Origin of the sequence: Streptomyces sp. NPDC002795, assembly GCF_042888725.1 — a bacterium.
In the GTDB taxonomy this organism is placed as follows: domain Bacteria; phylum Actinomycetota; class Actinomycetes; order Streptomycetales; family Streptomycetaceae; genus Streptomyces.
In genome coordinates, this window is sequence record NZ_JBIAQB010000001.1 from 189,379 (window position 1) to 215,073 (window position 25,695).

The following is a 25,695-nucleotide window of genomic DNA, read 5'->3' on the forward strand; positions in this document are numbered from 1 at the left end:
GCACGGCTACTTGTTGATCTTCACCTGGCTGAAGGTCGCCGTGACGTAGCGCGCGATGTCGTTGGCCTCCTTGCCTCCGTCGACGAACAGCCCCGCGTACACCTGGTCCCCCATCGGGATCCGTTCGTAGCCGGCCCGCGTCCACTGCAGGGAGTCCGGCGAGATCTCGGAGGTGAACTCGTCGCCGCGCAGCGTGATGCGCAGCCACTGCGGTTTGATGTCGAGCACCTCGTCCTCCTCGTACGGGTACCGGCCGTCGCTGATCTCGGTGCCGTGCGAGTGGATGCGCTTGACGGCGCATTTCAGGCCGCCGTTGACGACGCAGACACCGATGAGGTTGAACGGTGAGTCGGGCGTGAGGTTGTCGCGGATCATGATGCCGGCGATGACCTCGGAGTAGACGCGGCTGAGTGTGTCCACGCGAGCGATCAGTTCGACGACCTCCTCTCCGCCACTGTCGACCTTCTGGTAGACGAAGTGGCAGCTGTCCTTGCGGCCCTTGACCCTGCCGGAGCCGCGCAGCGTGAACTTTCCGGAGTCCAGGGCGGCGGCGCCCGCGATGGGCACGTCGCCGAGATCGGTGGACGTCCAACTCCCCATGGCCGTCTTCTTGTTGACGTGCACGGGGACCGGGGACGACGTGGTGGCGGTGCCGGTGGAGTCGGTGGCGCGGGCGGTGAGGTGGTGGGTGCCGGCGGTGGCGCCCTTCCAGGTGATTCCGTACGGGGCGGAGGTGGCTTCCCCGATCTTCTCGGCGTCGGCGTAGAAGGCGACGGACGTGATGGTGGCGCTGCCCTGCGCGGTGGCCGAGGCGTGCAGGGTGACGTCGGCGGTGCCCGTGGAGTTCGCGTAGACGGTGTCGATGTCGGGTCCCGTGAGGGCGACTTCGGGGTTCAACGCGCCCCTTCTTTCGATGGAGTTGAGGTACAGCTCCAGGTTGCTGTAACCGGAGGCCGGGTCGATCGCGGCGCCGTCGGAGGCGTCCTTGGGGTTGAGTCCGTGGGCCTTCTCCCACGCGTCGGGGATGCCGTCGTGGTCGCTGTCCTTGGGGGCTTCGGCGGCGGCGATCGGGACGATGCCGCCGACCTCCTTCTGCGAGTTGATCATGCGTCCGGTTCCGTGGCGTACGTCGTTGACGACGCGTGCGTCGACGGCGTCGCGGCGCGGCAGGATCGCACCGACACCCTTGAGGACCGCCTCGTAGGCGTCCTTGGCCGACTGCGCGTCGATCGGATCGGGGAACTCCATGGGCTCGTCGCGCAGGGTGACTCCGCCGACCGGGAACTTCACGCCCAACACGTTGTCGGCGGTGATGTCTTCGTGGCCCTCGATGGTGTTGCCGCTGACGTGCCAGACGCCGCCGCGGTCGGGCGAGACGATCACGGGGGCGACGTCGGCAAGGGTGTCGGGGCCCGGCTTGTAGTAGTTGCCGACCATGTTCACCCCGGCGACCCACTCTCCGCCGTAGCAGGATGTGTAGCCGTAGTTGTAGATCACGTTGTTGCGGTGGTCCACGTTGCTCGGCACGTCCTCGACGAAGCTGAACCGCGGGTTGCGGCCGCCCTGGTGGACCAGGAGGTTGTGGTGGTACGTGACGTTGTCGCCGCCCCACAGGCCTCCGTAACCGTGCAGTCCCTTGGGATGCACGGACTGCGCCAGGCCCTCGGAGATGACGCACCACTGGAGGGTGACGTTCTCGTTGCCGTACACGGAGCAGCACTCGTCGACCCCCCAGCTGAAGGAGCAGTGGTCGATGATGACGTTCTTGCAGCCCTCCACGCCGAAGGTGTCGATGGGGGTGCCGAGGGTGTCGGTGCCGCGGAAGCGCAGATGGCGCAGGACGATGTTCGACTGGTCGTTGATCTGCGTCTCGTTGCCGATGACACAGATGCCGTCACCCGGAGCGGTCTGGCCGGCGATCGTCAGGTTCGAGCCGAGGATGTCGAGGCCGCCCTTGAGCTCGATGTTGCCCGCGACACGGAAGACGATGGTGCGGTCGGACGCGGAGACGGCGTCGCGCAGGGAGCCGGGGCCCGAGTCGGCCAGCGTGGTGACCTCGTAGACGGGCTTGCCACGACCGCCGGTGGCCCAGCGGCCGCCGCCCTCGGCGCCGGGGAAGGCGGGTACGTTGTCCGCCGCCTCGGCCGCGACGGCGAGCTTCTCGGCGGCGCGGGCGGACGAGGGCAGGTTGAGGGCGGCGGCGCCCAGCAGGGCGCCCGCGCCGATGACGAAGGCGCGGCGGCCCATGGGGGTGGCCGGTCCGTCCTCATGGGCGACGACCTCGTGCCCGTTCAGTTCAGGCATGGCAGAACTCCTCAAGTGCGTTGGTGGGGAAGGGGGTTGGCGGGGTGTCGCGCGGGGGCCTACGCCGTGCGCGGCACGATGCGGTACACGCCGTTCGAGCGCGTGGCGCAGACGATCACGTTCGGCTCGGGACGGTCGACGCGGGCGGCTCCCGCCACATCGACCGGCCGGTCGGTGCGCAGCCGCAGCTCGCGGCCCTGGAGCGAGCGCACGGTCGCGCCCTTGAGGGCGCCGTCGGTCCAGTGCGCGTCGATCTCGAAGCCGCCGCGCGTCCGCAGCCCGCGGAACGAGCCGGTGGGCCAGGCGGCCGGCAGGGTCGGCAGCAGCTCGATGTCGTCGGTGTGGCTCTGCAGCAGCATCTCGGTGATGCCGGAGACACCGCCGAAGTTGCCGTCGATCTGGAACGGCGGGTGCAGGTCGAACAGGTTGGGCGCGGTGCGCGCGGGGGTGAGCAGGTCGGCGAGGTGCTTGTAGGCCTGCTCGCGGTCGAGCAGCCGCGCCCACATGTTGATCTTCCAGGCGAGGGACCAGCCCTGTCCCGCGGTGCCGCGCAGTTCCAGGGTCTTGACGGCCGCGGCGGCCAGGTCGGGGGTGGTGCGCGGGGTGATCTGGGCGCTGGGGAACAGTCCGTACAGGTGGGAGACGTGGCGGCTGCGGACGAGCGCGGCCTCCTCCCAGTCGACGAGCCACTCCTGGATCTGGCCGAGATGACCGATGCGGGTGGGCGCGAGCCGACTCCGCGCCTCGGCCACCCGTTCACGCAGGCGGGGGTCGGTGTCGAGGACGCGGGCCGCCTTCCCGTAGGCGTCGAAGAGGTCGCGCAGCAGCTGCATGTCCATGGTGGGTCCCGCGCAGATGCTGACGGACTCGCCCTCGTCCTGGTGGTGTGTCACCTCGGGCGACTGCGACGGGTTGGTGATCAGCCAGCCGTGCTCGGGGTCCTGGGTGAGGGTGTCGAGGAAGAATGCCACGGCGCCCTTGAGCACCGGGTAGTCGGCGCGCAGCGCGGCCTCGTCGCCGGTGAAGCGATAGCGCTCCCAGAGCATGAGGCTCAGCCAGGCGCCGCCGGTCGGCCACATGCCGTACTGGGCGAAGTCCACGGGGGCGGTGCCGCGCCAGGCGTCGGTGTTGTGGTGGGTGACCCAGCCACCCGCCCCGTAGTGCAGTTTGGCGGTACGGGCGCCGTTCTCGGCCAGTTCGTGGATCATCGAGGCGGCCGGTTCCCAGCACTCGGCGAGGTTGGCGGGGCCGGCCGGCCAGTAGTTCATCTGGAAGTTGATGTTGACGGTGTACTTGGACTCCCAGGCCGGGGCCATCTCGTTGTTCCACAGGCCCTGGAGGTTGGCGGGCTGGCCAGGACCGCGCGAGCAGGACATCAGCAGATAGCGGCCGTACTGGAAGTAGAGCGTGGCGAGTTGCGGGTCCTTCCCGTCGCCGAACTGCCCGATCCGCTCGTCGGTGGGCAGCAGGGCCCGCTCCGAGGTGCCGAGATCGAGGCCGACGCGGCCGAACAGCCGCCGGTGGTCGGCGACATGGCGCTCGCGCAGCTTTCCGTACGGTGTGCCGGCGGCCGGTTCGAGGTGGCGGCGGGCCCGTGCGGCCGGGTCGGCGCCGACGTCCAGGTAGTTGCGGTAGCTGGTGGCCGGGGAGACGACGAGGGTGACCGCGTCGGCGCCGGTCACGGTGAGGGTGCCGGACGGGTCGGTGCTCACGCTGCCGCCGTCGGCGACCGCGCGCACGGCGGCCCGGAAGCGCACGGCGCCGTCCCTCCCCTGCCACGGCCCGCTGACGCCGTCCAGGGCGATGGTCCGGGAGTCGACCGATGAACTCGCCGCCTGTTGCGGTGTGTTGAAGGACGCCGTGAAGCCGACGGAGCCCGGGGTGTCGGCGGTCAGGCGTACGAGGATGACCTGGTCGGGGGTGCTGGCGAAGACCTCACGCGTGTGGCGGACGCCGCCGCGGGTGTAGCGGACGCGGGTGAGCGCGGTGGTCAGGTCGAGTTCTCGCTCGTAGTCGCTGACGTCGCCGCTTGCGTCGAGGGCGAGGTCGAGGGTGCCGAGGACCTGGTAGGCGGCCTGTTCGCTGGGGCTGCCCATGAAGTGCGCGTCGACGAGCTGTTGGGCCTGGTGCCACTTCTCGGCGAGGATCAGGCGGCGGATCTCGGCGAGGTGGTCGACGGCGTCGGGCCGGTTGTAGTCGTGCGGGCCGCCCGCCCACAGGCTGTCCTCGTTCAGTTGGAGGTGTTCGGTGTCGGTGCCGCCGTACACCATGGCGCCGATCCGGCCGTTGCCGACGGGCAGGGCCTCCAGCCACTCCTGGGCGGGGGCGCGGTACCACAGTCGTAACGGGTTCTGGGGGTCGGTCGCGGCGGAGGCGGCGGCCGCGGTGGCGGCTCCGTGGGGCAGGACGGTGGCGGCCGCCGTGCCGCCCGCCGCCGCGAGGACGCCGCGTCTGCTGACGTCTCTCATATGCATCTCCTCTTTCTGTACAGCCAGTTGAGGTCGTGGATGACGCGTCGTGGGGCGTGGCGCTCGGTGAGCGCGGTGCGCAGGAGTTCGGACGCGGTGTGCTGGAAGGCCGGGTAGCCCGGGTGGTTCGGTCGTGTCCACGCGGTCTCGACGGTGTCGAGGGTGGCTCGGTAGAAGCCGCCCCAGCGGCGGCCGGTACGGGCGTCGGCCCAGGCGGCGCGGGCGGCCGGCTGGGCGCCGGTGACCGGGAAGAGGCCGGACTGGACGGGTTCGGCGAGCAGCCGCACGAGATGGTCGCGCAGCGCCTCTCGGATCAGCGGGTCGTGTGCGCGGCGCCGTGACGCCGCGAGTCCGGTACCGGCGAAGACGCCGCGGCTCGCGGGCGGCGGACCGAAGGTGAGTGGGTGGCGGCCGCCTCGCGTGGCGGTGGCACGTCCCGGTATCAGCGGGCAGTACACCGGTCCGTCCCCCTGCGTCAGCGCTTCCAGGACGGTGCGTGGGCCGCGGTGCCACAGGCGTGGGTCGCTGCGGGCGACCAGCGCCGCGAGCCGTTCCAGCGCGCACACTCCGGCCTCTGCGGACACGAACTCGTCGCCCTCTCCGACGCGTTCGCCCTCGCTGAGGCACAGGGCGACGAGGGTCAGCAGGGCGTGTTCGCCGCCGAGACACATGGTGAGCGGCAGCGTGGACGCGCCGACGTCGTCCCAGGTGGCGGGGAGCGGCCCGGTGGCCGTCAGGTCGGCGCGCACGGCGGACATCTGCGCGGTCACGACGTAGGGAACGGCCCATGCCCGGCCCTCGTGTTCGTAGGCGGCGAACGCGGGCCCGATCGCGCCCGCCCGCCACCGCTCGAGTGCCGCGGCGCCGACCAGTTCGTCCACCGGCACCAGGCATCCGGCGGCGACGGCGTCTCCCAGGTCGGCGTGGTCGATGGTCACCAGGTCGTAATCGGCGGCGAGTTGCCGGGCCGACGGGCCGCCCGCCGTCCATGGGTCCCACACCACGGGCAGGCCGACGGTCTCGCATCCCGGCGGCAGTCCCGCGTCGATCCGGGAGAGTTCGGCGAGCGGCGCGGGCGTCCCCGCCTTGTCCCTGCTGACACCGCGCAGCGCGTCGGTGGTGGTGGGCGGCGCGTCGATGGGGCTGCTCGACGAGGGGTTCATAGGGACTCCTGCACAGAGCGGTGCGGTGGCTGGGGTGGCGGACGGGCCCGGAGAGCCGTCGGGCCCGTCCGCCGGTCGCGCGCGTCAGTCCTTCGCCGTACCGGGCTTCCGGTACGGGAACGAGTCCTTGACGCCGATCTTGTCGTACTCCATGCGGGAGGCGTCGAAGCCGTCCTGCCAGTCACCGTTGGTGACCTTGTTGCACTGGTAGGCCTGGTACTTCTGGTCGGTCACCTTGCCGACCTGCACGTCGGAGATGTCCCAGCCGCACCCGCCCGCGTCCATGTGCACGCCGCGGGTGCCGGAGTCCGGCATGGAGGCGTCCGGGATGACATCCCCGATCACCACCTGCTTCAGGGAGTTGACGATCGGGTGGTCCTCGGCGTCGTTCTGCAGGCCGTACGTGTAGAAGGCGCCCATGTCGCCGCTGTCCAGACCGGTGTTCTCCAGGCGGACGTAACTGATCTTGTTGCCGTCGGTGTAGGTCTCGCCGTTGGTGGTGACCTCGGGGCGACTGCGCAGGCTGATGCCGTAGCGGGCGCTGTGGTTGACGACGATGTGGCTGACCGTGTTGCGTCCCGTGTCCTGAAGCTCGATGCCGGAGGAGTCGCCGGGCACCAACTCGCCGACATGGTCGATGAAGAGGTTCGTGAAGGTGTTGTCGTGCGCGACGTCGCCTTCGCCCGGATACGGTCCCTCGACGCGTATGCCGTCGCTGCCGAGCCGTTCCAGCAGGCTGTCCGCGACACGTACGTGATCGTTCGCGGTGAGCAGGTAGATCGCGGTGAACCCGGTGTCGGTGATGTGCATCCGGGTCAGGTCGATTCCGGTGGTGTTGGTGAGGCGGATCGCGCCGAAGCGGTTGCGGGGCATCTCGATCTGCCGGTCGTACGTGGGGTACTCGTGCACCACACCGGAGTCACCGGACTCGTTCCAGCCGTAGCGGTACCAGTCGGGGAAGTCGGTCTGCGTGACACCCAGACCGTCGAAGGTCACATCGTGCAGCCGCTTGCTCTGCGACGAACCCGCCAGGTCGAGCACGGTCTTGACGACGGGCCTGCGCACGTCCGCCTTCGCGATGTCACCGCCCTGCGGCTTGTAGTAGAGGTAGCCGTCCTTGCGGTCTGCGTACCATTCGCCGGCCTGGTCGACGAAGTCGAGCGAGTTCTCCAGGAAGTACCGGGAGCCGCCGCGGCTGTTGTGGAGCGCGAAGCGGGTGGGGTATTTGAAGGTGAGCTGGCTCTTCTTCATGTTGTAGTCGCGGATGTCGACCGTGTCGGTGAACCAGGACCAGCTGCCGCCCGACCAGACCGTCACCCGTCCCTGGCTCAGGTCCCACTTCGGGTCCCAGTCACCGGGGTTGGCCCACAGCCAGGTGTGCACCGCTTCGTAGGTCGGCTCGGGCAGGTAGGACGTCATGTACGGGGCCCACTCGTCGGCCGACTTCCGGTTGGGGTAGCGGGCGTTGGTGACCCGCTTCCCGCCGTCGTACAGGGTGTAGAAGGGCTGGTCGACGGGGACCTTCGCGCGGTAGATGCCGTCCTTGTACGTCTCCCAGTCGTTCACCGGGGCGGAGCCGGTCAGCCGGGCCTTGCCCGGTCCGTCCACGCTCCGGTAGACGATTTTGTGGCCGCCGGTGCCGGAGTCGCGCTCGTCGAGGGCGATCGTCTTGTCCACCGGGTAGTCGCCGGCCCGCAGGTTGACCTGGATGTCGCACTTCATGCGGCCGGGGCGGTTGAGGTCCTTGTCGCGGATCTCGTCGCGGGCCCGCGTGACGGTCTTGAAGGGGTCCTGTTCGGTGCCCTTCGCCTTGTCGTCGCCGTCGGTCGCGACGAACAACTGGGCGGGTCTGCAGTCTGCGGCGCCGACCGACGGCGTGCCGGGCAGCGTGACGCCGGCCGCGAGCAGCAGGCCCGCGGCGCCGAGCAGGGCGAGTCTGGGGAGTCGGGTGAGTCTGGAGGGGCGTGGTGCGGCGGTGACGGATGTGCGGGTCACGGGGCCTCCTTGCCACGTGGACGGTCGTACGGGTCCGTGTCTGCGCGCGTGTCGTTGCTCGGGGCCGTCGCTCACCCTCTTCCGGCCGCGCGCCAGCGCTCGTACTCGGCGCGGCTGTCGGGGGTGAGCGGGTAGTAGTCGGTCAGGGCGCCGCCCTCCTCGATGCGGGCGCGGCTGAAGCGCTCCCACTGCTCGTGGTCGTGGGCGGCGGCGATGATGTCGGGGGCGGTGCGGCGGGGCACGACGACGGGTCCGTCGTCGTCGGCGACGACCAGGTCACCGGGCAGGGCGAGGACGCCGCCGCAGGCCACGGGCACGTCGTAGGCCCAGGGGAAGAGTTCGGCCTGGGAGGCGTAGTGCGGGGTCACGCCGGTGGACCAGATCGGTACGCCGGTCTCCCTGACGCGCGGGGAGTCGCGGAAGCAGCCGTCGATGACGAGACCTGCGCCCCCCTTCTGCCGGAAGTAGCGCACCAGCATGTCGCCGAAGCATCCGGTGCTGCCCGATCCGTATGCCTGCACGACGAGGACGTCGCCGGGCTCGATGGTCTCCAGGACGGCCCACAGGGCGGTGTGCCGCTCGACGTACTCCTGGCCGAGCCCGGAGGCGATGTCCTCGCGCTGCGGCATGAACTGCAGGGTCCGCACCCGTCCGGCGATCTTCTGTCCGGGGTTCAGGGGGCGGGGCCCCGTGACGAAGGTGCGGCGGATGCCCTGCCCGTGCAGTTTGGCGCAGGCGGTGGCGGAGGACACACCGGCCAGGGCCTGGACGGTGTCGGCGTCTGCGGGGGCGGGCATGGGGCCGCGCACGGGCAGCTCCCAGATGGGCTCGTCGGCCACGAAGTCTCCTTGGGGGGGTGGTGGATGGTGCGTTCAGGTGGTCGGTGCGGCGGCTTGGTGTGCGGGCCGCCGGTGGCGTGGGGTGAGGCGCAGGTCGAGGCGGATGCGGCGGCCGGGTGGCAGTTCGACCGTGAGGTGTCCGGCGTCGACCGGGATCTCGGTGGTGCGGGCGGTGACGGCGGGCGGGGTGTAGGAGCGCGGGTCGCCGGGGTGGCCGCTGTCGTCGGCGAGCTCGGTCACGACGCGGTCGATGCGGTCCTCGCCGAAGGCGCCGGCCTGCACGACGACGGTCCGCGGGTGGGCGTGCCCGGTGTGGACGAGTTCGACGCGCACGCGGTCGGGACCCACCGTGTCGACCAGCGCGGCGACGTCCGCCGGGAGTCCGGGTCGGCCGCGCCGCTCGTCCCAGTAGGCGATCCGGGTGGGCAACAGGCCGCCGTTGTAGAGGACTTGGGGCGTTCCGGTGGTGAGCTGGAGGAGCGCTTCGGTGAGGACGGGGTTGACCCGCTGCCAGTGGTGGATGTGCAGTTCGGCGGGGTCGGTGCGGTCGGCGCCGATGAGTTCCAGGCGGCGGGCCGCCTGCCCGAGGGCGACGCGCAGGATCTCGGCCGGGTAGTCGGGGTTGTCGCCTGCCAGGTAGGCGAGCCAGGGTGCTTCGTGGCCGCCCTCCTCCTTGTTGCGGAAGGCGCGCACGGTGCGCCAGTCGTAGCCACTGGCCTTCTGGATCCGGGTGAGGCGGTCGCGGTCGGTGTCGGCGCGGGAGGCGTGCCACAGCCACAGCGGCAGGGCGAGTTGGGGTGGCTGGTGGTCGAACCAGCCGCCGTCCGCGTAGCGGTTGGGCACGAGGAGGGTGGGCCGGTCGGCGTCGTCGCCGAGTTCGGCGTGCCAGCGGTCGCTGATGCTCATGTCGGTGCCGGTGACGGGGGCCTCGATGGCGTGGGCGAGGACCTCGTCGAGCGGGGCGCGGCCGAGGTCGAGCAGCTCGTCGGGGCCGCCGAGCAGGGAGGCGTTGAGGGAGGCGACGGTGGCGGCGTTGCCGACGCTGTACAGGCCGTGCGGCCAGCTCCAGCCGTACAGGCCGCCGTACCAGCGGCCGTCGTGGAGTTCGCCGACGGCGCCGCTGGGGCCGACGTTGTCGGGCAGGACGCCGCCGCGGGCCGCGGCGCGCTCGTGCCAGGCGCCCAGGTAGTCGAGGGCCCAGTCGCGGTAGCGGTCGTCGTGGTCGTACAGCCAGGCGTTGACGGCGAGGCTGGTGGCGGCGAGGTCGACGGCGGTGTCACCGCGTCCGAGCCTGGCGGCCATGGCCTCGCCCATGCGGCGGGCGCACTCCGGGTCGGCGAGGTCGTCCCAGGCGTCGATGCCGTCGAGGTCGTGCAGCGGGAGACCGTACGGCCTCATCACCGCCAGCTCCGCGCCGTACGAGCCCCATTCCTTCTGGAGTCCGGGGCGGGGTCCCGCGGCGCCGTTGTGCGGGGTGCGGATGATGCGGGCCGCCGGATCGTAATTGCCTGCCGGGGAGTCGGGCAGGTAGAGGTCGGCGAACTTCTGGGCGCGGGCGCGGAATTCCGGGTCGGCCGGGTCTGCGGCGCAGATCCCGTAGAACAGCAGCATGGACTCGCCGAGGTGGAACCAGTCGTAGCCGCGCTCGAACTCGTCGACGACCAGGCCGAGTTCGGTGAGCTGGGCGGTGACGCCGCGCCAGTGGTGCTTGGTGGCGTCGAGCAGGTCGTCGGCGCCGCCGAGTTTGTAGAGGACGGGCCAGTTGAAGAACGCCTCGTAGAAGTCGTCGCCGCCGTCGCGGTCGTCGACGGGTCCGCCGTAGTGAAGGCTGCCGTCGGGCGCGCAGTAGCGGTCGGCGAAGGCGCGCCAGGCGTCGTCGAGTACGTCGAACAGGCGGCGTTGCAGGATCGCCCAGGCGGGCGGGGAGCCGACGGGGACGGTGGCGGTCAGTACGGTGTGCGGTCTGTCGTGGTCGGTCACGGTCAGCCTCTCGTCGCGCCGGCCGTCAGGCCGCTGATGATGTGGCGTTGCATGAAGACGAAGAAGACGATCAGCGGGGCCACGGCGAGCAGCAGCGTGGGGAAGACGACCGTGTAGTCGGTCTGGAACTGGCTGACGGCCGCGTACACGCCGGTCGTCACCGTGTAGAGGCCGCTGCCCGGGCCGAGGATGATCTGCGGGTTCACGAAGTCGTTCCACACCGAGAAGGTGTTGAGGATGACCATCGTGGCGACGACGGGACGCATCAGCGGGAACACGATCCGCCAGAAGGTGCGGATCGGCCCGCAGCCGTCGAGGGCCGCGGCCTCGTCGACCTCGCGCGGGACGGTGGTGATGTACCCGGCGTAGAGGAAGACCGAGAACGGCAGGGTGAGCACGGTCTCGAAGAGGACGAAGCCGCGCACCGTGCCCATCAGGCCGAGCGTCTTGAGGACGTAGACGACCGGGATGACGAGGACCTGGCTCGGGATGAAGGTTCCGGCGAGGAAGAACAGCATCAGGGCGCGGTAGCGGCGGCGCGCGCTGCGGGCGATGACGTAGGCGACGGGTCCGGCGAGCGCGATGGACAGGACGTTGACGCAGACGACGAAGAGGAGGGTGACGGCGTAGCCGCGGACGAGGTCGAACTCCTCGCCGCGCAGGGCCTTTTGGACAGGCTTCAGGGTGCCGTCGATGGGGAGGCCGAAGGGGTCGGAGAGGATCTGCGGCTGTGTTTTGAAGGCGTTGACGACGAGGACGTAGAGCGGAACGAGCATGAACAGCGCGACGATCGTCAGGAACGTCAGGCGTGCGGTGCGGCCGGGTCCGCGTCGGCGTGGTGTGTCCGCCTTCACGGGGGCGGGTGGCTTCGGCGGGGCGGTGGTGGGCCGCTTGGGGAGGCTGTCGAGGCTCATGAGTACACCGCGTTTTCCCCGCGGCGCCGCAGTTGGGCGACGGCGAGGGCGAGCGCGGCCGTCACCACCATGAGCACCACGGACTGGGCGGAGCCGAGGCCGAGGCGGCCGTCGTGGAAGGAGTTCCAGAGGATGAGGTAGGCGAGCGTCCGGGTCTGTCCCGCCGGGCCGCCGCCGGTGAGCGAGACCACGAGGTCGTACGTCTTCAGGAGCGTCACCAGGGACAGCACGATGTTGATCGTGATCGACGGGCCGAGCGCCGGGAGCGTGACGTGGCGCAGTATCTGCCAGCGGCTCGCGCCGTCGATGCGGGCGGCCTCCGTGAGCGAGCGCGGCACGGCCTGCAGCCCGGCCAGGTACAGCACCACGTTCACCCCGAACGCCGCCCACACGACGACGCACACGAGGGTGGCGAGTGCCCATCGCGGGTCGGCGAGGAACGGCAGGACGTCGCCGCCGCGCGAGGTGATCAGGCCGTTGACGGCGCCGGTCGTGCCGAGGATGGCGCTCCACAGGAAGCCGACGACCAGGGCGGACAGGACGTGCGGGTAGAACAGCACCATCCGGAAGAACGTGTTGACCCGCGACCTCCCGTTGAGCAGGAGCGCGAAGCCGAGGCCGAGGACGTTCAGGCCGACGGTGCCGAGCCCGCCGAGCAGCAGCGTGACCCACGCGGCCCGGCCGAGGTCCGGGTCGTCGGCGAGCGCGGCGTAGTTGGCGCTCCCGACGAACGCGGGGCTGGCGCTGAAGCCGTCCCAGTCGGTGAGGCTGAGGTAGGCGGCCAGGCCCACTGGGACGGCGAGCAGCGCGGTGTACAGCACCGTCGCGGGCAGCACCATGACGGTGGTGGCCAGGCCCGCGCGTCGGCCGCGGGCGGTGCGGCGGCCGCGGTGCGGCGGCCGGCCGGCTTCGGTGGCGGTGTGCATGGCGTCCCTTCTGTGACGGGGGTCGGGTCCGGGGTCTCCGGGTTCAGGAGTGGGCCTCGACCCAGCGGTCGACGGCCTTGGCCACGTCGTCGGGCGAGCGGCCCGTGTAGAGGCCCTGCACTTCGGTGTTCCAGGCGGAGTTGAAGCCCTTGGGCAGGGTGTCGTCGCCGTAGCCCTCGCCCTGGGCGACCTTGTCGGGCGCGTCGTCGAGGATGTGCTGCACGTCCTTCTCCAGCGGGCTCAGCGCGCGGTCGAGTCCGGAACGGAAGTTGCCGTCCTGCTTCAGCTGGGCGGTGACCGCCTTCTTGTCGGTGACGAGGAACTCGACGAGGTCGCGGGCGAGCCGCTTCTCCCCGGAGTTCTTGAGGATCATGTACGGGGCGGCGAGGGTGGCGCCCTGCGGGCCCGGGTAGGTCTGGCCCTTCTCGACGGGCGCGGCGAACACACCGACCTTGAAGTCCTTCTTCGCGGCGGCCTCGGTGGCGGTGAACCAGCTGCCCATCACGTACATCGCGGACTTGCCGGTGAGGAAGTGGGTCTCGCCGTCCGCGTACTTCACACCGAGGGCGTTCTTGTCGATGTAGCCGCGCTCGATCCACGACTTGTAGAGCTTCAGGTAAGGGCGCATCGACGAACCGGCCTTCAGGTCACCGGAGTTGACCTTGCTGTACCAGTCGGGATGGCGCTGGGCGAGCGCGGGGTCGGTGAACTGGAGCAGCTGGAGGCCGGTGGCGAAGTCGCCGGACGTCTGGAGCGGCAGGTACCCGGCCTTCTTCAGCTTGGCCATGGCCGAGGTGAACTGGTCGAGATTTTCCGGGAGTTCACGGATTCCGGCCTTGGCGAAGGCGTCCTTGTTGTAGAAGACGAGCGATTGGGCCTGTTCGCCGACGCCGACGGCGTAGACACGCCCGTCGAGGGACGCCTCCTTCACCAGCGGGGTGTTCTTGGTCCACGCCTCGTCGGTGAGGTCGAGCATCTGGGGGGCGAGGGTCTTGTCCGGGAGCAGCGTCTCCACCACGTCCGGGGCGTCGCCCGCGGCGAGTTGCTGCTGGAGGGTGTCCGGGACTCCCTTGCCGGTGGGCGCCTCGATCTTGACGTCGACTCCGGGGTGGGCCTTCTCGAACGGTGCGACGAGGTCGTTCCAGAACTTCTTGGTCAGGTTCGGGGTGATGTTGACCAGGACCCGGACGGTGCCGCCACCGTCCTTCGTGTCCCCCTCGCCGCCGTCACCGCCGCCCGAGAAGCCACCGCCGCCGCAGGCGCTCACCGCCATGAGCAGCGCCGCCGCCACGGCGGCCCGGGGCAGGGTGCCGGTGCTTGCACTTGTTGCCGTTCGCCGGTTCCGCATGGGTTCTCCAGGTCGGCTCGGGGCGCCGGAGCGCAGTGGACCAGCATGGTTTATTGGGTCAATAATCGAGCAGCGATTACTTCATAAGTGCCTTGCGAAACAGCGTCAAGATAGCGCGCACACCCAAAAGTTGATGATGCTTCCTGGGGCGCCGACGCCCGAACGAGTCAGAAGTCCGCGTCCTGCGAGGAGAACAACACATGAGGGAGCAGCAGGAGTTCACGCCCCCGAGCGAGACGGATCGCACGGTACTCAGCACATGGACCCGGGACACGTCGAGAGCGTTGCGATTGCGCAGCCGCATCGTCCTCGCGCGCGCCGACGGGCTCTCCGCCCAGGAGGTCGCCCAGGACCTCGGGGTGAGCGCGGCGACCGTCACGAAATGGGTGCGGCGCTACGCGGAGCGGGGGCTCGACGGCCTTGCGGACGCCCCTCGTTCGGGCCGCCCGCGCAGCTCGGCGCGGGCCGACGCCGAGCGTCTCGTGGGCGCGGCGATCGAGCGGGAGGCGCGCGGCGAGCCGGTCCCCTCCACGCGCGTCCTGGCGGAGCAGCTGGGGCTTTCGCAGTCGACGGTGGCCCGGATCAGGCACGAGCAGTCGGCGTTGCGCGCGCACAGTCCGGGTGAGGAGTGGCGGGGCGGCGCCGGGGCCCGGACGCCCACGCCCCGGTCCACGGAACGTGCGGGCGCCGCGCCCGCCACCGGTTCCGCATCCGCCGCCGCCGCTGTTCCGGTCGCGCCCGCACGGTCCGGGGCCACCACGGTCCCCCGCCGGCTGCTCTCCGACCATGTCTACGCCTTGCTGCGCGACCTGATCGTGAGCGGTGAACTCGCGCCGGGGCAGCGGATCGTCGAGTCCGACATCGCCCGCAGGGTGGGCACGAGCCAGGCCCCCGCCCGCGAGGCGGTCAAGCGCCTGGCGCACGAGGGTCTGGTCAACTCCCAGCCGCATCGCGGGACGTATGTCACCGAGGTCTCCGACCAACAGGCGCGCGACGTGCGCGAGATCCGCGTGCTTCTTGAGATGTACGCGGCGCGGCGCACCGCGGGACGGCTCACGCAGGAGTTCGAGCACCGTTTGGAACAGAGCGTGGAGGCGATGCGGCGCTCAGCGGAGGACGGCAGCATCGGGGACTTCCGGGACGCCGACATGGCCTTCCACCGCACGGTCTGCGCCGCGTGCGGGAACGGGCTCCTGCTGCGCCTGTGGCGCATCATCGAGCCGAACATGTGGGGCCTGCACGTGGTGGGCAACCCGCGCTACGGCGGTGACTGGCGGGAGATGGCCGAGCTGCACGTCGAGTTGCTGGAGGCACTGCGCCGCGGCGACCCGGCGCGGACGGCGTCCCTGTTCGCGGCCCATGCGTCGGGCGAGGCGTCGCGGTACCGGCGCGAGCATCCGGCGCCGTAGTGCGAGACGGGGCGGGGCGGGGCCGGGGCGGGAAGCTCCGGCCCCGCGGTTGTCAGGGGCGTCCCGCGCAGTTGACGTCGAGGTCCCACTGGATCACGTCGAGCGCGTACGGGCTGATGGTGTGCTCGTCGTGCGTGGCGTCCTCCAGCAGCTCCCAGTGGCCGTTGCCGATGACCTGCACGCGATGGCGGACCACGGGCTCGTAGCTGCGGTGGCCGACGCCGTTGAAGCAGCACGCGTCGAACCGGTTGAGGATCTGCATCTGCCGCCTGTCGCGCCCGACCGCGGCGAGCGCGTACAGGTCGGGCCAGTCGCAGATGCGGTAGAACGCCGGGTGCCGGTCCATCCGCTGCTCCCAGTCGCCCGTGGTGGGGCTCGGTTTGGGCGGGGCGGAGCGCAGGAAGAACGGCAGGGATCCGGCGGTCGGGTAGCTGCGGGTGACGCGCGGGTCGAGCGCCGGGTAGACGGTGGTCGCCCAGCCGCCGCCGGAGAGCCCGATCATCTGCAGGGACGGCGGGTCGTAGGTGTGGCGCAGGTGGTTGACCCCCAGGACGAGGGGTTCGAGGAACAGCCGCAGGGTGGAGAACTCGGGGGTCTCCCAGGGCTCGAACTCGTTGTGGTTGCCGACGGTGACGACCGTGTCCGGGTCGGTGGCGCTGCGCATCTCCTTGGGGTTCCAGTGGTAGAGCGGCATGGCGCACAGCAGCACGCCGTAGCCAGCGTCGACGAGCGCCTGAGCGGTGCGCTGCATGGTGTCGAGCGGCTCGCCGTGCCCGTTGTGGTACAAGGCGAACCGACCGTGGTCCGCGGCCTTGCGCGGCAGCAGCAGGAACATGTGGACGAGGAGCCCGTAGGGCAGTTCCACGGTGAGCCGGTCGATGCGGCGCAGGCCGGTGAAGGCGGGCAACTCCGGTGGGGCGACGCCCTTTTGGACCTTTGGAAGGGCGTCGGGCAGGGTTCCGTGGGCGGACTTCCACACCTCGGCGACCAGGCGTTCCCGCAGCGGCGCGAGGTCGCCCTCACGGTGGACCGTCATCAGCTCCTCGACGTCGACGCCCACGACCTGCTCGGGCAGCGCCCTGTAGTCGATGCTGTGGGCGCGGGCGATCTCCTGGTCGACCGGGGCCACGGGACGCGGCCGGGCTGCCGCCCCAGCTGCGACTGCGGCAGCCGGCTCCTGGGCGAACGCGGCGGGGGCCGCGCCCCCGACCAGTGCCCCTGCGCCCGTGGCGCCCACCACTCCGAGCAGACCTCTTCGCGTGACCTCTGTCATGACGCTGCCTCACTTCCCTTCAGTACGTGCGGAGTCGGTGCGCGGGTCCCAGCCGTCGAGGAGCCGGGCCGGGTCGCGCCACTCCCCCGCCTCGTCGGCGGTGAGCTGCCGCGAGCAGGCGAGACGCGCGCTGGTGTCGACGGGGGCGCCGTCGAGGCCCTTGCTGCCGTACTCCCAGAACCTGAGCCCCTGGGCGCCGGTGCAGTCGAATCCGGTCAGTCCCCAGCCGACGGGCGCGATGTGCCGGTCCATGGCGGTGTCGATGAAGACGGCCTGACTGGTCGGGAAGCGGCTGTCGATCCGGCTGAGCAGCACACTCCCGTCGGCCACCGAACTCGCCCGTGTGAGGCGGGTGTTGACGAAGACGTTGCCGGGCCCGTCCGCCGCGTTGCGGATCTGGCTGAGGTAGCCGATGTCGAGCGCCTTGAGCTCTGAATTCTGGACGAAGACGCCGCCGGTGCCCCACACGAAGTCGACGTCGCCCTCGACAAAGCTGTCGGTGACGAACGCGCGGCCCTGTAGCCGCAGGCTGTCCTGGAAGCTGATGACGCGTACGTGGTCGAGGACGATCCGGTCGCCGTTGCCGCGGAAGGCCTCGGCCTGCGAGCCGCCTTCCGGTGTCATGTTGTGCACGGTGGCGCGGCTCAGGCGGAAGTCGTCGGCGTCGACACCGAACGCGGCGCGCCAGCAGTTGAACCGGTCGGGCTCCGGCAGCACACGGCGTGGGCAGTAGCTCTGCTCGGGCGGCACGTCGGCCATCGCGCTGTCCCCGTTGAGGAGGTTGTTGTTCGGGTAGCCGATGACGGTGCGGCCCGCTCCGGCGCCGCGCACGCGCAGGTGCGGCCGGTCCTGGCCGACGTACACGATCTCCCGGTACGTGCCGGGCGCGACGTCGACGGTGACCTTGCGGGTGTTGCCTCGCGGGACGAAGTCGACGGCGCCCTGCACGGTGCAGAAGTCGCCGCCGCCGCGCGCGTCGACCGTCAGCTTCGTGCTGCCCTGGCGAGGCTCCGCCGCGGTCCTGAAACGCCAGGCGTGGGGCGAGGTGAGGCCGGGGAATCCGACGAAGAAGCCCGCGTCGACGGTGACGTAGTACTCCTGCCCCGATTCGAGGGAGTGGTGCGGCAGGACGGTGGCCGTGCGCCCGTCCAGGACCACGGGCTCGTACGTCCAGCGGTGCGGTTCGCCGTAGGCGGAGCGGGCGTCACCGACGAGGCGCTGGTACGTCGCCGGATCGGCGAGGTCGATGACGTCCGCCGCGCTGCCGTCCGAGCGGTGCACGGTCAGCCGCCCCTGTGTGCCGAGGCGGACGGCCGAGTCGAAGGTGAGGCGCAGCGGGGTGTCGGCGCACACCCCGGTGCCCGTACCGGCGGGCGCGAGGGAGACGGGGCGTCCGGCTCCGCCCTCGGCCGCGGCGGCTGTCGCGGGGGGCGCCGCGCCGAGGGGGATCAGGAGGACGGCCACCAGGGGTCCGGCGCGCAGCAACGGTCTGACGGTGGAGACGAGCCGATGGAACATCGATCGCATGGAATCTGCTCCTCATCTCTGGCATGCCTGTGGCATGCCAGAGATGGAAGCACATGGGCCGACACCTGAGAAGCCCCGGTGCGAGGGTCAACCGGCGTTTATCGATGGGCAGTTGGTGATCCGCCCGGCGGGGTCACAGCTCGTCGCGCCGCACGCCCGCCTTGTGTGCGGCCGCGTGCAGCATCTTCAGGGCCACCAGCAGCACCCCGATGTCGTCGAGGTAGATCGGGTCGGGCATCAGGTCGACCGGGGAGATCGTGTAGGCGACCGCGGCCCAGAACAGCGCCTTGTTGTGCAGCGGGACACCGGCGTCGACGAGCAGTCGGCGCGCCTTGAACACGCGGACCAGAAGCACGGCGACGGCCACCAGCATCGCGACTGCCGCGATCGAGGCGAGAACGATCCACGCGGTGCTGTCCATGCCGGTCCCCCTGGGGCGAAAGAGCGAGTCGTCCCAGGCTAGAGGGTGCGGGGCCCGGCCTCTCCCACGTGCGACGCGCGGCTTGCCGGGCGAGGATGTGATGCGAACATACAAGCGGGGGTCGTGAGGAGGAGGGGCCTGACGTGCTGATTTTCGTGGCCATGATCCTGGGAGGGATCGGCGTGGTCTGCATAGGCATCACGGCGCGGCGGATGGTGACCGGTGATGTCGCCCTCGGCCCGCCGCTCCTGGCCCTGGTGACGGCGTTCGCCGCGGCCGCGCTGATGCTGACGGCGACGGCCCTCGGCCGGTGAACCGGGGCCAGGCCCCGCACCGGCCTCAGGTCTCCTCGGCGTCCACCACGTGCATGGCGGCCTCTTCGGCCGACGCCGCTCCCCCGCCGTAACCGGCGTCCCGGGCCAGCATGTCCTTCTCGGCGTCCTCGTGGGCGCCCTCGTCCGGTGCGATCAGGCGGCCGGCTCGCCGATTGCCGACCTCCAGTGGTTCGCCGTCCGAGCCCAGCGGTGGGCCGTCGCCGTCACCGTCGCGCAGATCGTCCACGTCGTCGCTGTCCTCCTCGCCCTCTCCGGACTCCAGCGCCTCGTACGCGTCGATGGCGGGGTCCGGCCGCTCCTCCGCGAGGCGCTCGTCGAGCGTCTCGCCCGCCAGCCGCTCTGCCGCCGTGTTGCCGCTGTGCTCGACGGCCAGCGGGCGTTCGGGCGGCGACCATCCCTCGTCGTACGGGTCGACGCCACGGTCGTTGAGGGTGTCCTCGACCTCGAGGATGCCCTCGTCGTCCCGCACGTCAGGGCCCGAGGGCTGATACACCTCGTCGCCCATGGCCGAGTCGTCGTTGCGCTCGGTCATGCCGCGTCACCTCGTCTCCGTGCTCCGTGTCACATATCCAGCGTGCACCCGTACGCGCCGCACGGCTGCTTCGGGGGCCTCGCGCGCGCGTGAGGATGCACCCGCGGACCGGATCTGTCCTGCCGACGCCACCGGTTCGGGGACAACATCGTCCCTCGTGGGGCGGGGTCCACGGCCGAATGCTCGACCCCGGCCGCGAATACGGGAAGGGACCCTCTGTCCGTAATCTGTCCCATCGATCCGACGGAACGAGGTCGTCGCATGCGCCGCACCGGATTCCTCTCCCTCGCCGCCGCCCCACTCCTGGCCTTCGCCCCCATGGCGGAGCCGGCCCCGACCGTGACGAAGCCCGTCGCGGACTCCGTGCACGCCGCGGGCGGCAGCATGTTCGTCACCTGGAACAACCCCACCGGCGAGAAGCTGGACATGTGGCTCGTACGGGGCGACGCCGCCCGCGTCGTGCAGCTCGCGTCGCGGCTGACCGCGGCGCCGCGCGGCGAGACGTCCACCGTCCTGCCGAACGTGCCGGAGGGCGACGGCTACGCGATCGAACTCGCGAGCCGCGAAGGCGGCGAGCGCGGCTTCAGCCCTTCGTTCGCGGTCGGCTGACCGCCGATCCGCTGCCGCGACGTGAAGGAGCCTGGCCCGCTGGGTCCAGCGGGCCAGGCGGCTTCCGGGGCGGTCGGTCAGGCGCCGACCGCGTACGTCACTTGAGGGCGATCAGCGACGCCAGCCCCATCAGGCCGACGAGGACGCCGCCACAGATGCCGACGCAGCGCGCCTTCAGCCGCTCGTAGCGCTTCTCGTACTCGGTGCGCAGCTCCGCGGCCCGCGCCACGATCTGGCCGAGCGCTGCCTTGTGGAAGAGGAGGCGCTCCTCGACGAAGACGCGCCGCACCTCCTCGCGCTGGGCCCCGGTGAGCCATTCGAGCCGGTCGGTGAACGCCTCGGCCTGTGTGTGGGCCTCGGTGACCTTCGAGTTCCACAGCAGAAAGCCCTCCATCTGCTGGATTCCCACGCTCACGTCGTGCTCGGTGCTGCTCATGCGGACGCGTCCTCGTGCGGGTTCTCGGCGTGGTCGAGGGCGGCGACGCCGGGATGGTGCAGGTCGAAGGCCGGGGACTCGGAGCGGACGCGGGGCAGGGTCGTGAAGTTGTGCCGCGGCGGGGGGCAGGAGGTGGCCCACTCCAGCGAGCGGCCGTAGCCCCACGGGTCGTCGACCTCGATCTTCTTGCCGTACTTGGCGGTCTTCCACACGTTGTAGAAGAACGGCAGCAGCGACAGGCCGAGCAGGAACGAGGAGATCGTCGAGATCGTGTTCAGCGCGGTGAAGCCGTCGGCCGCGAGGTAGTCCGCGTAACGCCGCGGCATGCCCTCGACGCCAAGCCAGTGCTGCACCAGGAACGTGCCGTGGAAGCCGACGAACAGCGCCCAGAAGGTGATCTTGCCGAGGCGTTCGTCGAGCATCTTGCCGGTCATCTTCGGCCACCAGAAGTGGAAGCCGGCGAACATCGCGAAGACGACGGTGCCGAACACCACGTAGTGGAAGTGCGCCACCACGAAGTACGAGTCCGATACGTGGAAGTCCAGCGGCGGCGCGGCCAGGATGACGCCCGTCAGGCCGCCGAACAGGAACGTGACGAGGAAGCCGACCGACCACAGCATCGGTGTCTCGAAGGAGACCGAGCCCTTCCACATCGTTCCGATCCAGTTGAAGAACTTCACGCCTGTTGGCACGGCGATGAGGAACGTCATGAAGGAGAAGAACGGTAGCAACACACCGCCGGTGACGTACATGTGGTGCGCCCACACCGTGATGGACAGACCGGCGATCGCGATCGTCGCGCCGACCAGGCCCGAGTAACCGAAGATCGGCTTGCGCGAGAACACCGGGATCACTTCGGAGACGATGCCGAAGAACGGCAGGGCGATGATGTACACCTCCGGGTGGCCGAAGAACCAGAAGAGGTGCTGCCACAGCAGCGCGCCGCCGTTGGTCGCGTCGAATACATGGGCGCCGAACTTGCGGTCCGCCTCCAGGGCGAACAGCGCGGCGGCAAGGACCGGGAAGGCCAGCAGGACCAGCACACCGGTCAGCAGCACGTTCCACGTGAAGATCGGCATCCGGAACATCGTCATGCCGGGCATGCGCATGCAGATGATGGTGGTGATGAAGTTGACCGAGCCGAGAATGGTGCCGAAGCCGGAGAAGGCGAGGCCCATGATGCCCAGGTCGGCGCCGATGCTCGTGGTGTGGATCGCGTCCGACAGCGGCGCGTACATGAACCAGCCGAAGTCGGGGGCGCCCTGCGGGGTGAGCAGCGCGCCGGCCGCGATCAGCGAGCCGAACAGGTAGAGCCAGTAGGCGAACATGTTCAGTCGCGGGAACGCGACGTCGGGTGCACCGATCTGCAGGGGCATGATTTAGTTCGCGAAGCCGGCGAACAGCGGTGTCGCGAACATCAGGAGCATGATCAGGCCGTGCATCGTGAACGCCTGGTTGAACTGTTCGTTCGACAGGATCTGCATGCCGGGGCGGGCCAGTTCGGCGCGCATGAAGAGCGCCATGATGCCGCCGAAGCAGAAGAACGCGAACGAAGTGATGAGATACAGCGAGCCGATCGTCTTGTGGTCGGTGGTGGTGAGCCACTTCACCACCACCGCACCGGGTCGCCGCGCGTGTGCGGTCTCCGAATCCGGTGCCTCGGCGCTCGCCGCCGCGCTCTCCAGGGACGTCATCAGGTAGTCGCTTCCTTGGCCGGTGTACAGGACACGACCACGACTAGCGGACGTCGGGGCGGGAAGCGGGGACACGCGCGCCCGCGCGTCCCCGGTTCCCTCGAATGCAGCAGTGGGCCGTCAGTGCGACAGTCGGATGTCGTGCTGTACGACGCCCGGCGCGGCCTCCAACGTGTCCTCCACACTGACCAGTTCGGCCCGCGGTGTGTGCTGGGACGCGGAGATCACGAGGGTGTGGGTGCCCGTGGGCAGCCCCTCCACCGTGTAACTCCCCTGGTTCACGGCGGCCTTGGCGAGCCGCTTGCCGCGGGCGCTGATCACGGTGATCCAGGCGGGGCAGCCCGCGGGGTGCTCGGCGCACTCCACCCGGCCGGTGACGCGGGCCCGGCTCACCGGAGCTGGTTCACGACGCTGCTGCGGGGCGTGGGCCTGCGGCGTCGGCTTGGGCGTGGGCGCCGGACGGGGCTGTGCCCGCGGCTCCGGCCGCGGTTCGCCCCAGGCCGCCATCACGGCGCGGGTGCGGCGCTGCATCGGGGTCGTGGGCCGCTGCGCGGCGCGGGTCCCGGTGGCGACGGGCAGGCCCGCCTGCTCGGCGTAGGCGGCCAGGGTCTCGTCGAGGGCGTCGAGCTCGCGCAGCGCGGTGTGCAGGCGCTGGGCGCGCGGCCCGGACCTGGCCGGGGCCAGTTCGGTGCGCAGCTCCCGCAGGAGCGGGCTCACCCTGCGGTACGTGCCCTCGGGCTCGCCGGTCGCGAAGAACCGGTCGAGTTCCTTGAGGGACGCGGTGACGGTGCTGGTGACCAGGCGGGCCCGCTCGACGAGGCGCGGCGGCAGGTCCACGTCTATGTCGGCGGCCGAGGCCAGGGCGCGGGCGTGGCCCGTGGCGGAGGCCAGCAGGGCGACGCGGTGCTCGGCGGCCGGGCCGCTGACGCCGACCGGCATGCGCACGAGCGGCTTGGCGACGGCCTGGACCTGGAGCAGCGCGGCGTCCACGGCGCGGGCGGCGCCGCGCAGCCGCACCGGGGTGTCGGGCCGCGTCCAGCGCTGCTCGACCTGCGCGACGACCTGGGCGAGTACGTCGACGTAGCCGCGCTCGGCCTCCTGGACGACGGTGCGGCGGGCCAGCGGGAAGATCAGCGCGGCGCAGGCGGTGGCGACGAGGACGCCGATGCCGTTGTCCAGGAGCCGCTCCCCCAGCAGGTGGTCCATGCCGCTCTCGGGCGTGGTCATCGCGTACAGCTGGCACAGGGCGACGACGAGGCCGACGACCCAGCAGGCGTAGGCGCGGGCCATGCCCCAGGCGCCGAAGGTGAGTCCGGCGACGATGACGGCGAGCGTCCAGTGGACGTGGTCACGGCCGATGAGGTGGACGAGGAGGATGCCGAGGACGGCGCCGACGACGGTTCCGACCATGCGGTGGCCGAACTTCCGCAGCCGCTCATGGGTGGTGTTGGTGCCGAACAGCGTGATCATCACGCCGACGAGGCCCCAGTAGAAGCGGTGCGGGTCGATGGCGTCGGAGATCGGGACGACGATCGCGGCGGCCACGGCGGCGTGCGCGGGGACGCGGATGTACGGGATGGCGCGGCGCCAGCCGGACTCGGTGGCGCCGGCGAGTGCCCGGCCGGTGGGGCCCGCGGAGCCGGGCAGCCGGTCCCGCTCCAGGGCGACGGTCGGCTTGAACGGCACCTCTGCCTTGCCCGCGACGGCGTTCGCGCCCAGGGTGAGCCAGTCGTGCAGGGCGCGGGCGAGGGAGTCGAGGAGGTGGCCGACGCGGCGCGCGAGGACCGCGGCCTCCACGTCGTCGGCGGGGGCGGCCGGGTCCGCGAGGACCGCCTCTGCGCGCTCCTGGATGTGGGCGGCGGCCGGCTGGAGTCCCTCGGCCTCGCGTATCGGGGTGTCGCGGGCGAGCACGAGGCCCACGGCGAGCGCCTCGCGCAGCTGCTCGGGGACGGGCAGCCGGGTCAGTTCCTGGACGGCCTGGCCGATGCCGCGCAGCGCGAGCTCGGCGTCGAAGAGGTGCCGGTGCAGGAGTTCGGCGGCGTCCGGGTCGGCGGCGACCTCGGGCTGGGCGAGGCGGCCGTCGATGGTCACGGTGGTGATGTTGAGGCGGCGCAGCGAGCGGTCCATGCGGCGCACGGCACGCTCCTGGTCGGCGTCGGGGTCGACGGCGTCCACGGCTGCGTCGGCGACGCGTCGTGCCTCGACGACGAAGGCGCGCTGGGTGCGCAGCAGGTCCTCGCGGGGCATCGGGTAGCACAGCAGCAGGCGCGTGAGGAGGACGGCGGCGGCGGACACCAGGGCGACCGCGAAGGCCTTGCCGACGAGCGCGACGGGGATGCCCGCGAGCATGCCGACCATCATGCCGTTGAACAGCATCATGCCGGTGACCAGCGGGATCGCCCCGAACCTGGCGAGCAGGAAGGTCACGGCGAGCGCCGCGACCATCAGCACCATCTGCGGCACGCGGTTGCCGTTCATGGTCGCGCACAGCCACAGCGCGGCGGTGTACGGGAACGGCATCCACAGGATGGCGCGGGCGAGGCGGTCCCAGGTGTTCTCGGCGACCGCGAAGGCGCTCATCAGGCCCATCATCCCGGCGACCATCATGCCGATCATGTCGGGGATGCCGAGCGCCTCGGCCATCGCGTAGCCGACGGTGAGCGCGGTCACCATGGCGACGAGGGTGCGCCAGCCGGTCTGCAGCTGACCGAGTCCGGGGTCGGCCGCGAGGACCCAGTCCCACCATCTGCGGGGCCCGGCCACGCGGTGGGGCGCGAGGTCGGCCCCGGGCGGGGCTTCGTTCGCGGCGGCGTGCTGGTCCGGCAAGGTGCCCGGGGTGGTCAACTGGCCTCCGTTTCCATGGCGTTCAACAGGGTGTTCAGCGCATCCCGCGCGGCGGACACCGCGCGCTCCGGGTCGTCGACGGCGCCGCCCGCGAGCGAGGTCAGCAGGGCGGCGGCCATCCGCTGGCGCCCCGCTTCGAGCAGAGCGTGCCCGGCGGGCGTGAGCGAGGTCTCGACGGCGCGCCGGTCGTCCTCGCAGCGTCGGCGCTCGACGAGCCCGACCTCCCCCAGTTTCTGGAGGAGCACGGTGACCCGTGGCTGCGCCATGCCGGTGCGGGCGGCGAGCCCGGTGACCCGGCACGGGCCGCACTCCAGCGCGTCGAGCAGTACGACCTGGCTGCGCGTGAGCCCGAAGTCACCCTCCCTGAAGAGGGACTGACCGAGCTGGGCGATCCCCCGCAGGAGCCCTCGGGCGGCGCCTTCGATGCGCTGGGCCTCGGTGGCGTCGACGGACCCCGGAGATAGATGCATATAGAAAGAATATACATGAGGCTTACACGCAGCTGACGGCAGGGGAGGCGCTCAAGCCTCCCCCTATGGAGCCCCGCCGGCGATTGAGGCGCGGGGTCCGGGGCAGCGCCCCGCGACCGCACCCCCGCGCAACCGCCCACCCGCCATCCGGCGATGTACGTATCCACCCCGATCCCGACTCCCAGCGGACGCCCTCTGGTGAGAAAAT

Annotated in this window: 19 protein-coding genes and 1 pseudogene; 3 read left to right on the top strand and 17 right to left on the bottom strand. The window is 70.9% G+C overall.

The window, feature by feature from the left end:
- Nucleotides 1–6: 6 nt before the first annotated feature.
- The 9 genes from ACFYWS_RS00780 to ACFYWS_RS00820 form a co-directional block, all read right to left on the bottom strand.
- Entirely contained in the window at nucleotides 7–2,304 is a 2,298-nt protein-coding gene (locus tag ACFYWS_RS00780) for an Ig-like domain-containing protein (protein ID WP_389268023.1), read from the bottom strand.
- A 59-nt stretch (nucleotides 2,305–2,363) separates the two neighbouring features.
- On the bottom strand, nucleotides 2,364–4,772 hold the full coding sequence (locus ACFYWS_RS00785) for a glycoside hydrolase N-terminal domain-containing protein (RefSeq protein ID WP_389268025.1): 2,409 nt from the start codon (nucleotides 4,770–4,772) through the stop codon (nucleotides 2,364–2,366).
- Nucleotides 4,769–5,935: a hypothetical protein gene (locus ACFYWS_RS00790; protein ID WP_389268027.1), complete on the bottom strand. Its 1,167-nt coding sequence runs from the start codon at nucleotides 5,933–5,935 to the stop codon at nucleotides 4,769–4,771. The genes ACFYWS_RS00785 and ACFYWS_RS00790 overlap by 4 nt, the downstream gene beginning before the upstream one ends.
- An 84-nt stretch (nucleotides 5,936–6,019) precedes the next feature.
- Nucleotides 6,020–7,930, bottom strand: a complete 1,911-nt coding sequence (locus ACFYWS_RS00795) for a right-handed parallel beta-helix repeat-containing protein (protein WP_389268029.1) — start codon at nucleotides 7,928–7,930, stop codon at nucleotides 6,020–6,022.
- Between the two features lie 71 nt (nucleotides 7,931–8,001).
- Nucleotides 8,002–8,769, bottom strand: coding sequence for a ribonuclease activity regulator RraA (locus tag ACFYWS_RS00800; RefSeq protein WP_389268031.1), 768 nt, complete (start codon nucleotides 8,767–8,769; stop codon nucleotides 8,002–8,004).
- A 33-nt stretch (nucleotides 8,770–8,802) separates the two neighbouring features.
- Complete coding sequence (locus ACFYWS_RS00805) at nucleotides 8,803–10,749, bottom strand: hypothetical protein (protein WP_389268033.1); 1,947 nt, start codon at nucleotides 10,747–10,749, stop codon at nucleotides 8,803–8,805.
- A 2-nt stretch (nucleotides 10,750–10,751) separates the two neighbouring features.
- Nucleotides 10,752–11,663, bottom strand: coding sequence for a carbohydrate ABC transporter permease (locus ACFYWS_RS00810; protein ID WP_389268035.1), 912 nt, complete (start codon nucleotides 11,661–11,663; stop codon nucleotides 10,752–10,754).
- Entirely contained in the window at nucleotides 11,660–12,589 is a 930-nt protein-coding gene (locus ACFYWS_RS00815) for a carbohydrate ABC transporter permease (RefSeq protein ID WP_389268037.1), read from the bottom strand. The genes ACFYWS_RS00810 and ACFYWS_RS00815 overlap by 4 nt, the downstream gene beginning before the upstream one ends.
- Before the next feature lie 43 nt (nucleotides 12,590–12,632).
- Entirely contained in the window at nucleotides 12,633–13,937 is a 1,305-nt protein-coding gene (locus tag ACFYWS_RS00820) for an ABC transporter substrate-binding protein (protein ID WP_389268039.1), read from the bottom strand.
- Between the two features lie 200 nt (nucleotides 13,938–14,137).
- Here ACFYWS_RS00820 and ACFYWS_RS00825 point away from each other — a divergent pair, with 200 nt between their 5' ends.
- Complete coding sequence (locus ACFYWS_RS00825) at nucleotides 14,138–15,346, top strand: FCD domain-containing protein (protein WP_389268041.1); 1,209 nt, start codon at nucleotides 14,138–14,140, stop codon at nucleotides 15,344–15,346.
- A gap of 52 nt (nucleotides 15,347–15,398) precedes the next feature.
- On the opposite strand, the gene ACFYWS_RS00830 is transcribed toward ACFYWS_RS00825, so the two are convergent.
- The 3 genes from ACFYWS_RS00830 to ACFYWS_RS00840 form a co-directional block, all read right to left on the bottom strand.
- Entirely contained in the window at nucleotides 15,399–16,619 is a 1,221-nt protein-coding gene (locus ACFYWS_RS00830) for a hypothetical protein (protein ID WP_389268043.1), read from the bottom strand.
- Nucleotides 16,620–16,628: 9 nt separating this feature from the next.
- On the bottom strand, nucleotides 16,629–18,146 hold the full coding sequence (locus ACFYWS_RS00835) for a pectinesterase family protein (protein ID WP_389268045.1): 1,518 nt from the start codon (nucleotides 18,144–18,146) through the stop codon (nucleotides 16,629–16,631).
- Between the two features lie 133 nt (nucleotides 18,147–18,279).
- A complete protein-coding gene (locus ACFYWS_RS00840) occupies nucleotides 18,280–18,567 on the bottom strand; it encodes a YkvA family protein (RefSeq protein ID WP_389268047.1) in 288 nt (95 codons plus the stop codon).
- Nucleotides 18,568–18,710: 143 nt separating this feature from the next.
- On the opposite strand from ACFYWS_RS00840, the gene ACFYWS_RS00845 reads away from it, so the two are divergent.
- Nucleotides 18,711–18,881: a hypothetical protein gene (locus ACFYWS_RS00845; RefSeq protein ID WP_326014437.1), complete on the top strand. Its 171-nt coding sequence runs from the start codon at nucleotides 18,711–18,713 to the stop codon at nucleotides 18,879–18,881.
- 25 nt (nucleotides 18,882–18,906) lie between these two features.
- On the opposite strand, the gene ACFYWS_RS00850 is transcribed toward ACFYWS_RS00845, so the two are convergent.
- Nucleotides 18,907–19,434, bottom strand: a complete 528-nt coding sequence (locus ACFYWS_RS00850; RefSeq protein ID WP_389268049.1) for a DUF5709 domain-containing protein — start codon at nucleotides 19,432–19,434, stop codon at nucleotides 18,907–18,909.
- A 261-nt stretch (nucleotides 19,435–19,695) separates the two neighbouring features.
- On the opposite strand from ACFYWS_RS00850, the gene ACFYWS_RS00855 reads away from it, so the two are divergent.
- Nucleotides 19,696–20,043: a Ser-Thr-rich GPI-anchored membrane family protein gene (locus ACFYWS_RS00855; RefSeq protein WP_389268051.1), complete on the top strand. Its 348-nt coding sequence runs from the start codon at nucleotides 19,696–19,698 to the stop codon at nucleotides 20,041–20,043.
- 97 nt (nucleotides 20,044–20,140) lie between these two features.
- On the opposite strand, the gene ACFYWS_RS00860 is transcribed toward ACFYWS_RS00855, so the two are convergent.
- The 4 genes and pseudogenes from ACFYWS_RS00860 to ACFYWS_RS00875 all read right to left on the bottom strand — a co-directional run bounded on the left by ACFYWS_RS00860 (nucleotide 20,141) and on the right by ACFYWS_RS00875 (nucleotide 25,487).
- Entirely contained in the window at nucleotides 20,141–20,479 is a 339-nt protein-coding gene (locus ACFYWS_RS00860) for a hypothetical protein (protein ID WP_389268053.1), read from the bottom strand.
- Nucleotides 20,476–22,173, bottom strand: a pseudogene (ctaD, locus tag ACFYWS_RS00865) (cytochrome c oxidase subunit I). The gene ACFYWS_RS00860 and the pseudogene ctaD overlap by 4 nt, the downstream one beginning before the upstream one ends.
- A gap of 120 nt (nucleotides 22,174–22,293) precedes the next feature.
- Nucleotides 22,294–25,017, bottom strand: a complete 2,724-nt coding sequence (locus ACFYWS_RS00870) for an FUSC family protein (protein WP_389268055.1) — start codon at nucleotides 25,015–25,017, stop codon at nucleotides 22,294–22,296.
- Entirely contained in the window at nucleotides 25,014–25,487 is a 474-nt protein-coding gene (locus ACFYWS_RS00875; RefSeq protein WP_389268057.1) for a MarR family winged helix-turn-helix transcriptional regulator, read from the bottom strand. Before ACFYWS_RS00875 ends, ACFYWS_RS00870 begins: the two co-directional genes overlap by 4 nt.
- Nucleotides 25,488–25,695: the final 208 nt, after the last annotated feature.

Bases quoted from the DNA above. Each gene is read 5' to 3' on its own strand.
- ACFYWS_RS00835 (WP_389268045.1), bottom strand. From the start codon at position 18,146: ATGCGATCGATGTTCCATCGGCTCGTCTCCACCGTCAGACCGTTGCTG.
- ACFYWS_RS00860 (WP_389268053.1), bottom strand. From the start codon at position 20,479: ATGAGCAGCACCGAGCACGACGTGAGCGTGGGAATCCAGCAGATGGAG.
- ACFYWS_RS00780 (WP_389268023.1), bottom strand. From the start codon at position 2,304: ATGCCTGAACTGAACGGGCACGAGGTCGTCGCCCATGAGGACGGACCG.
- ACFYWS_RS00830 (WP_389268043.1), bottom strand. From the start codon at position 16,619: ATGACAGAGGTCACGCGAAGAGGTCTGCTCGGAGTGGTGGGCGCCACG.
- ACFYWS_RS00875 (WP_389268057.1), bottom strand. From the start codon at position 25,487: ATGCATCTATCTCCGGGGTCCGTCGACGCCACCGAGGCCCAGCGCATC.
- ACFYWS_RS00855 (WP_389268051.1), top strand. From the start codon at position 19,696: ATGCGCCGCACCGGATTCCTCTCCCTCGCCGCCGCCCCACTCCTGGCC.
- ACFYWS_RS00790 (WP_389268027.1), bottom strand. From the start codon at position 5,935: ATGAACCCCTCGTCGAGCAGCCCCATCGACGCGCCGCCCACCACCACC.
- ACFYWS_RS00825 (WP_389268041.1), top strand. From the start codon at position 14,138: ATGAGGGAGCAGCAGGAGTTCACGCCCCCGAGCGAGACGGATCGCACG.
- ACFYWS_RS00810 (WP_389268035.1), bottom strand. From the start codon at position 11,663: ATGAGCCTCGACAGCCTCCCCAAGCGGCCCACCACCGCCCCGCCGAAG.
- ACFYWS_RS00785 (WP_389268025.1), bottom strand. From the start codon at position 4,772: ATGAGAGACGTCAGCAGACGCGGCGTCCTCGCGGCGGCGGGCGGCACG.
- ACFYWS_RS00850 (WP_389268049.1), bottom strand. From the start codon at position 19,434: ATGACCGAGCGCAACGACGACTCGGCCATGGGCGACGAGGTGTATCAG.
- ACFYWS_RS00840 (WP_389268047.1), bottom strand. From the start codon at position 18,567: ATGGACAGCACCGCGTGGATCGTTCTCGCCTCGATCGCGGCAGTCGCG.
- ACFYWS_RS00820 (WP_389268039.1), bottom strand. From the start codon at position 13,937: ATGCGGAACCGGCGAACGGCAACAAGTGCAAGCACCGGCACCCTGCCC.
- ACFYWS_RS00815 (WP_389268037.1), bottom strand. From the start codon at position 12,589: ATGCACACCGCCACCGAAGCCGGCCGGCCGCCGCACCGCGGCCGCCGC.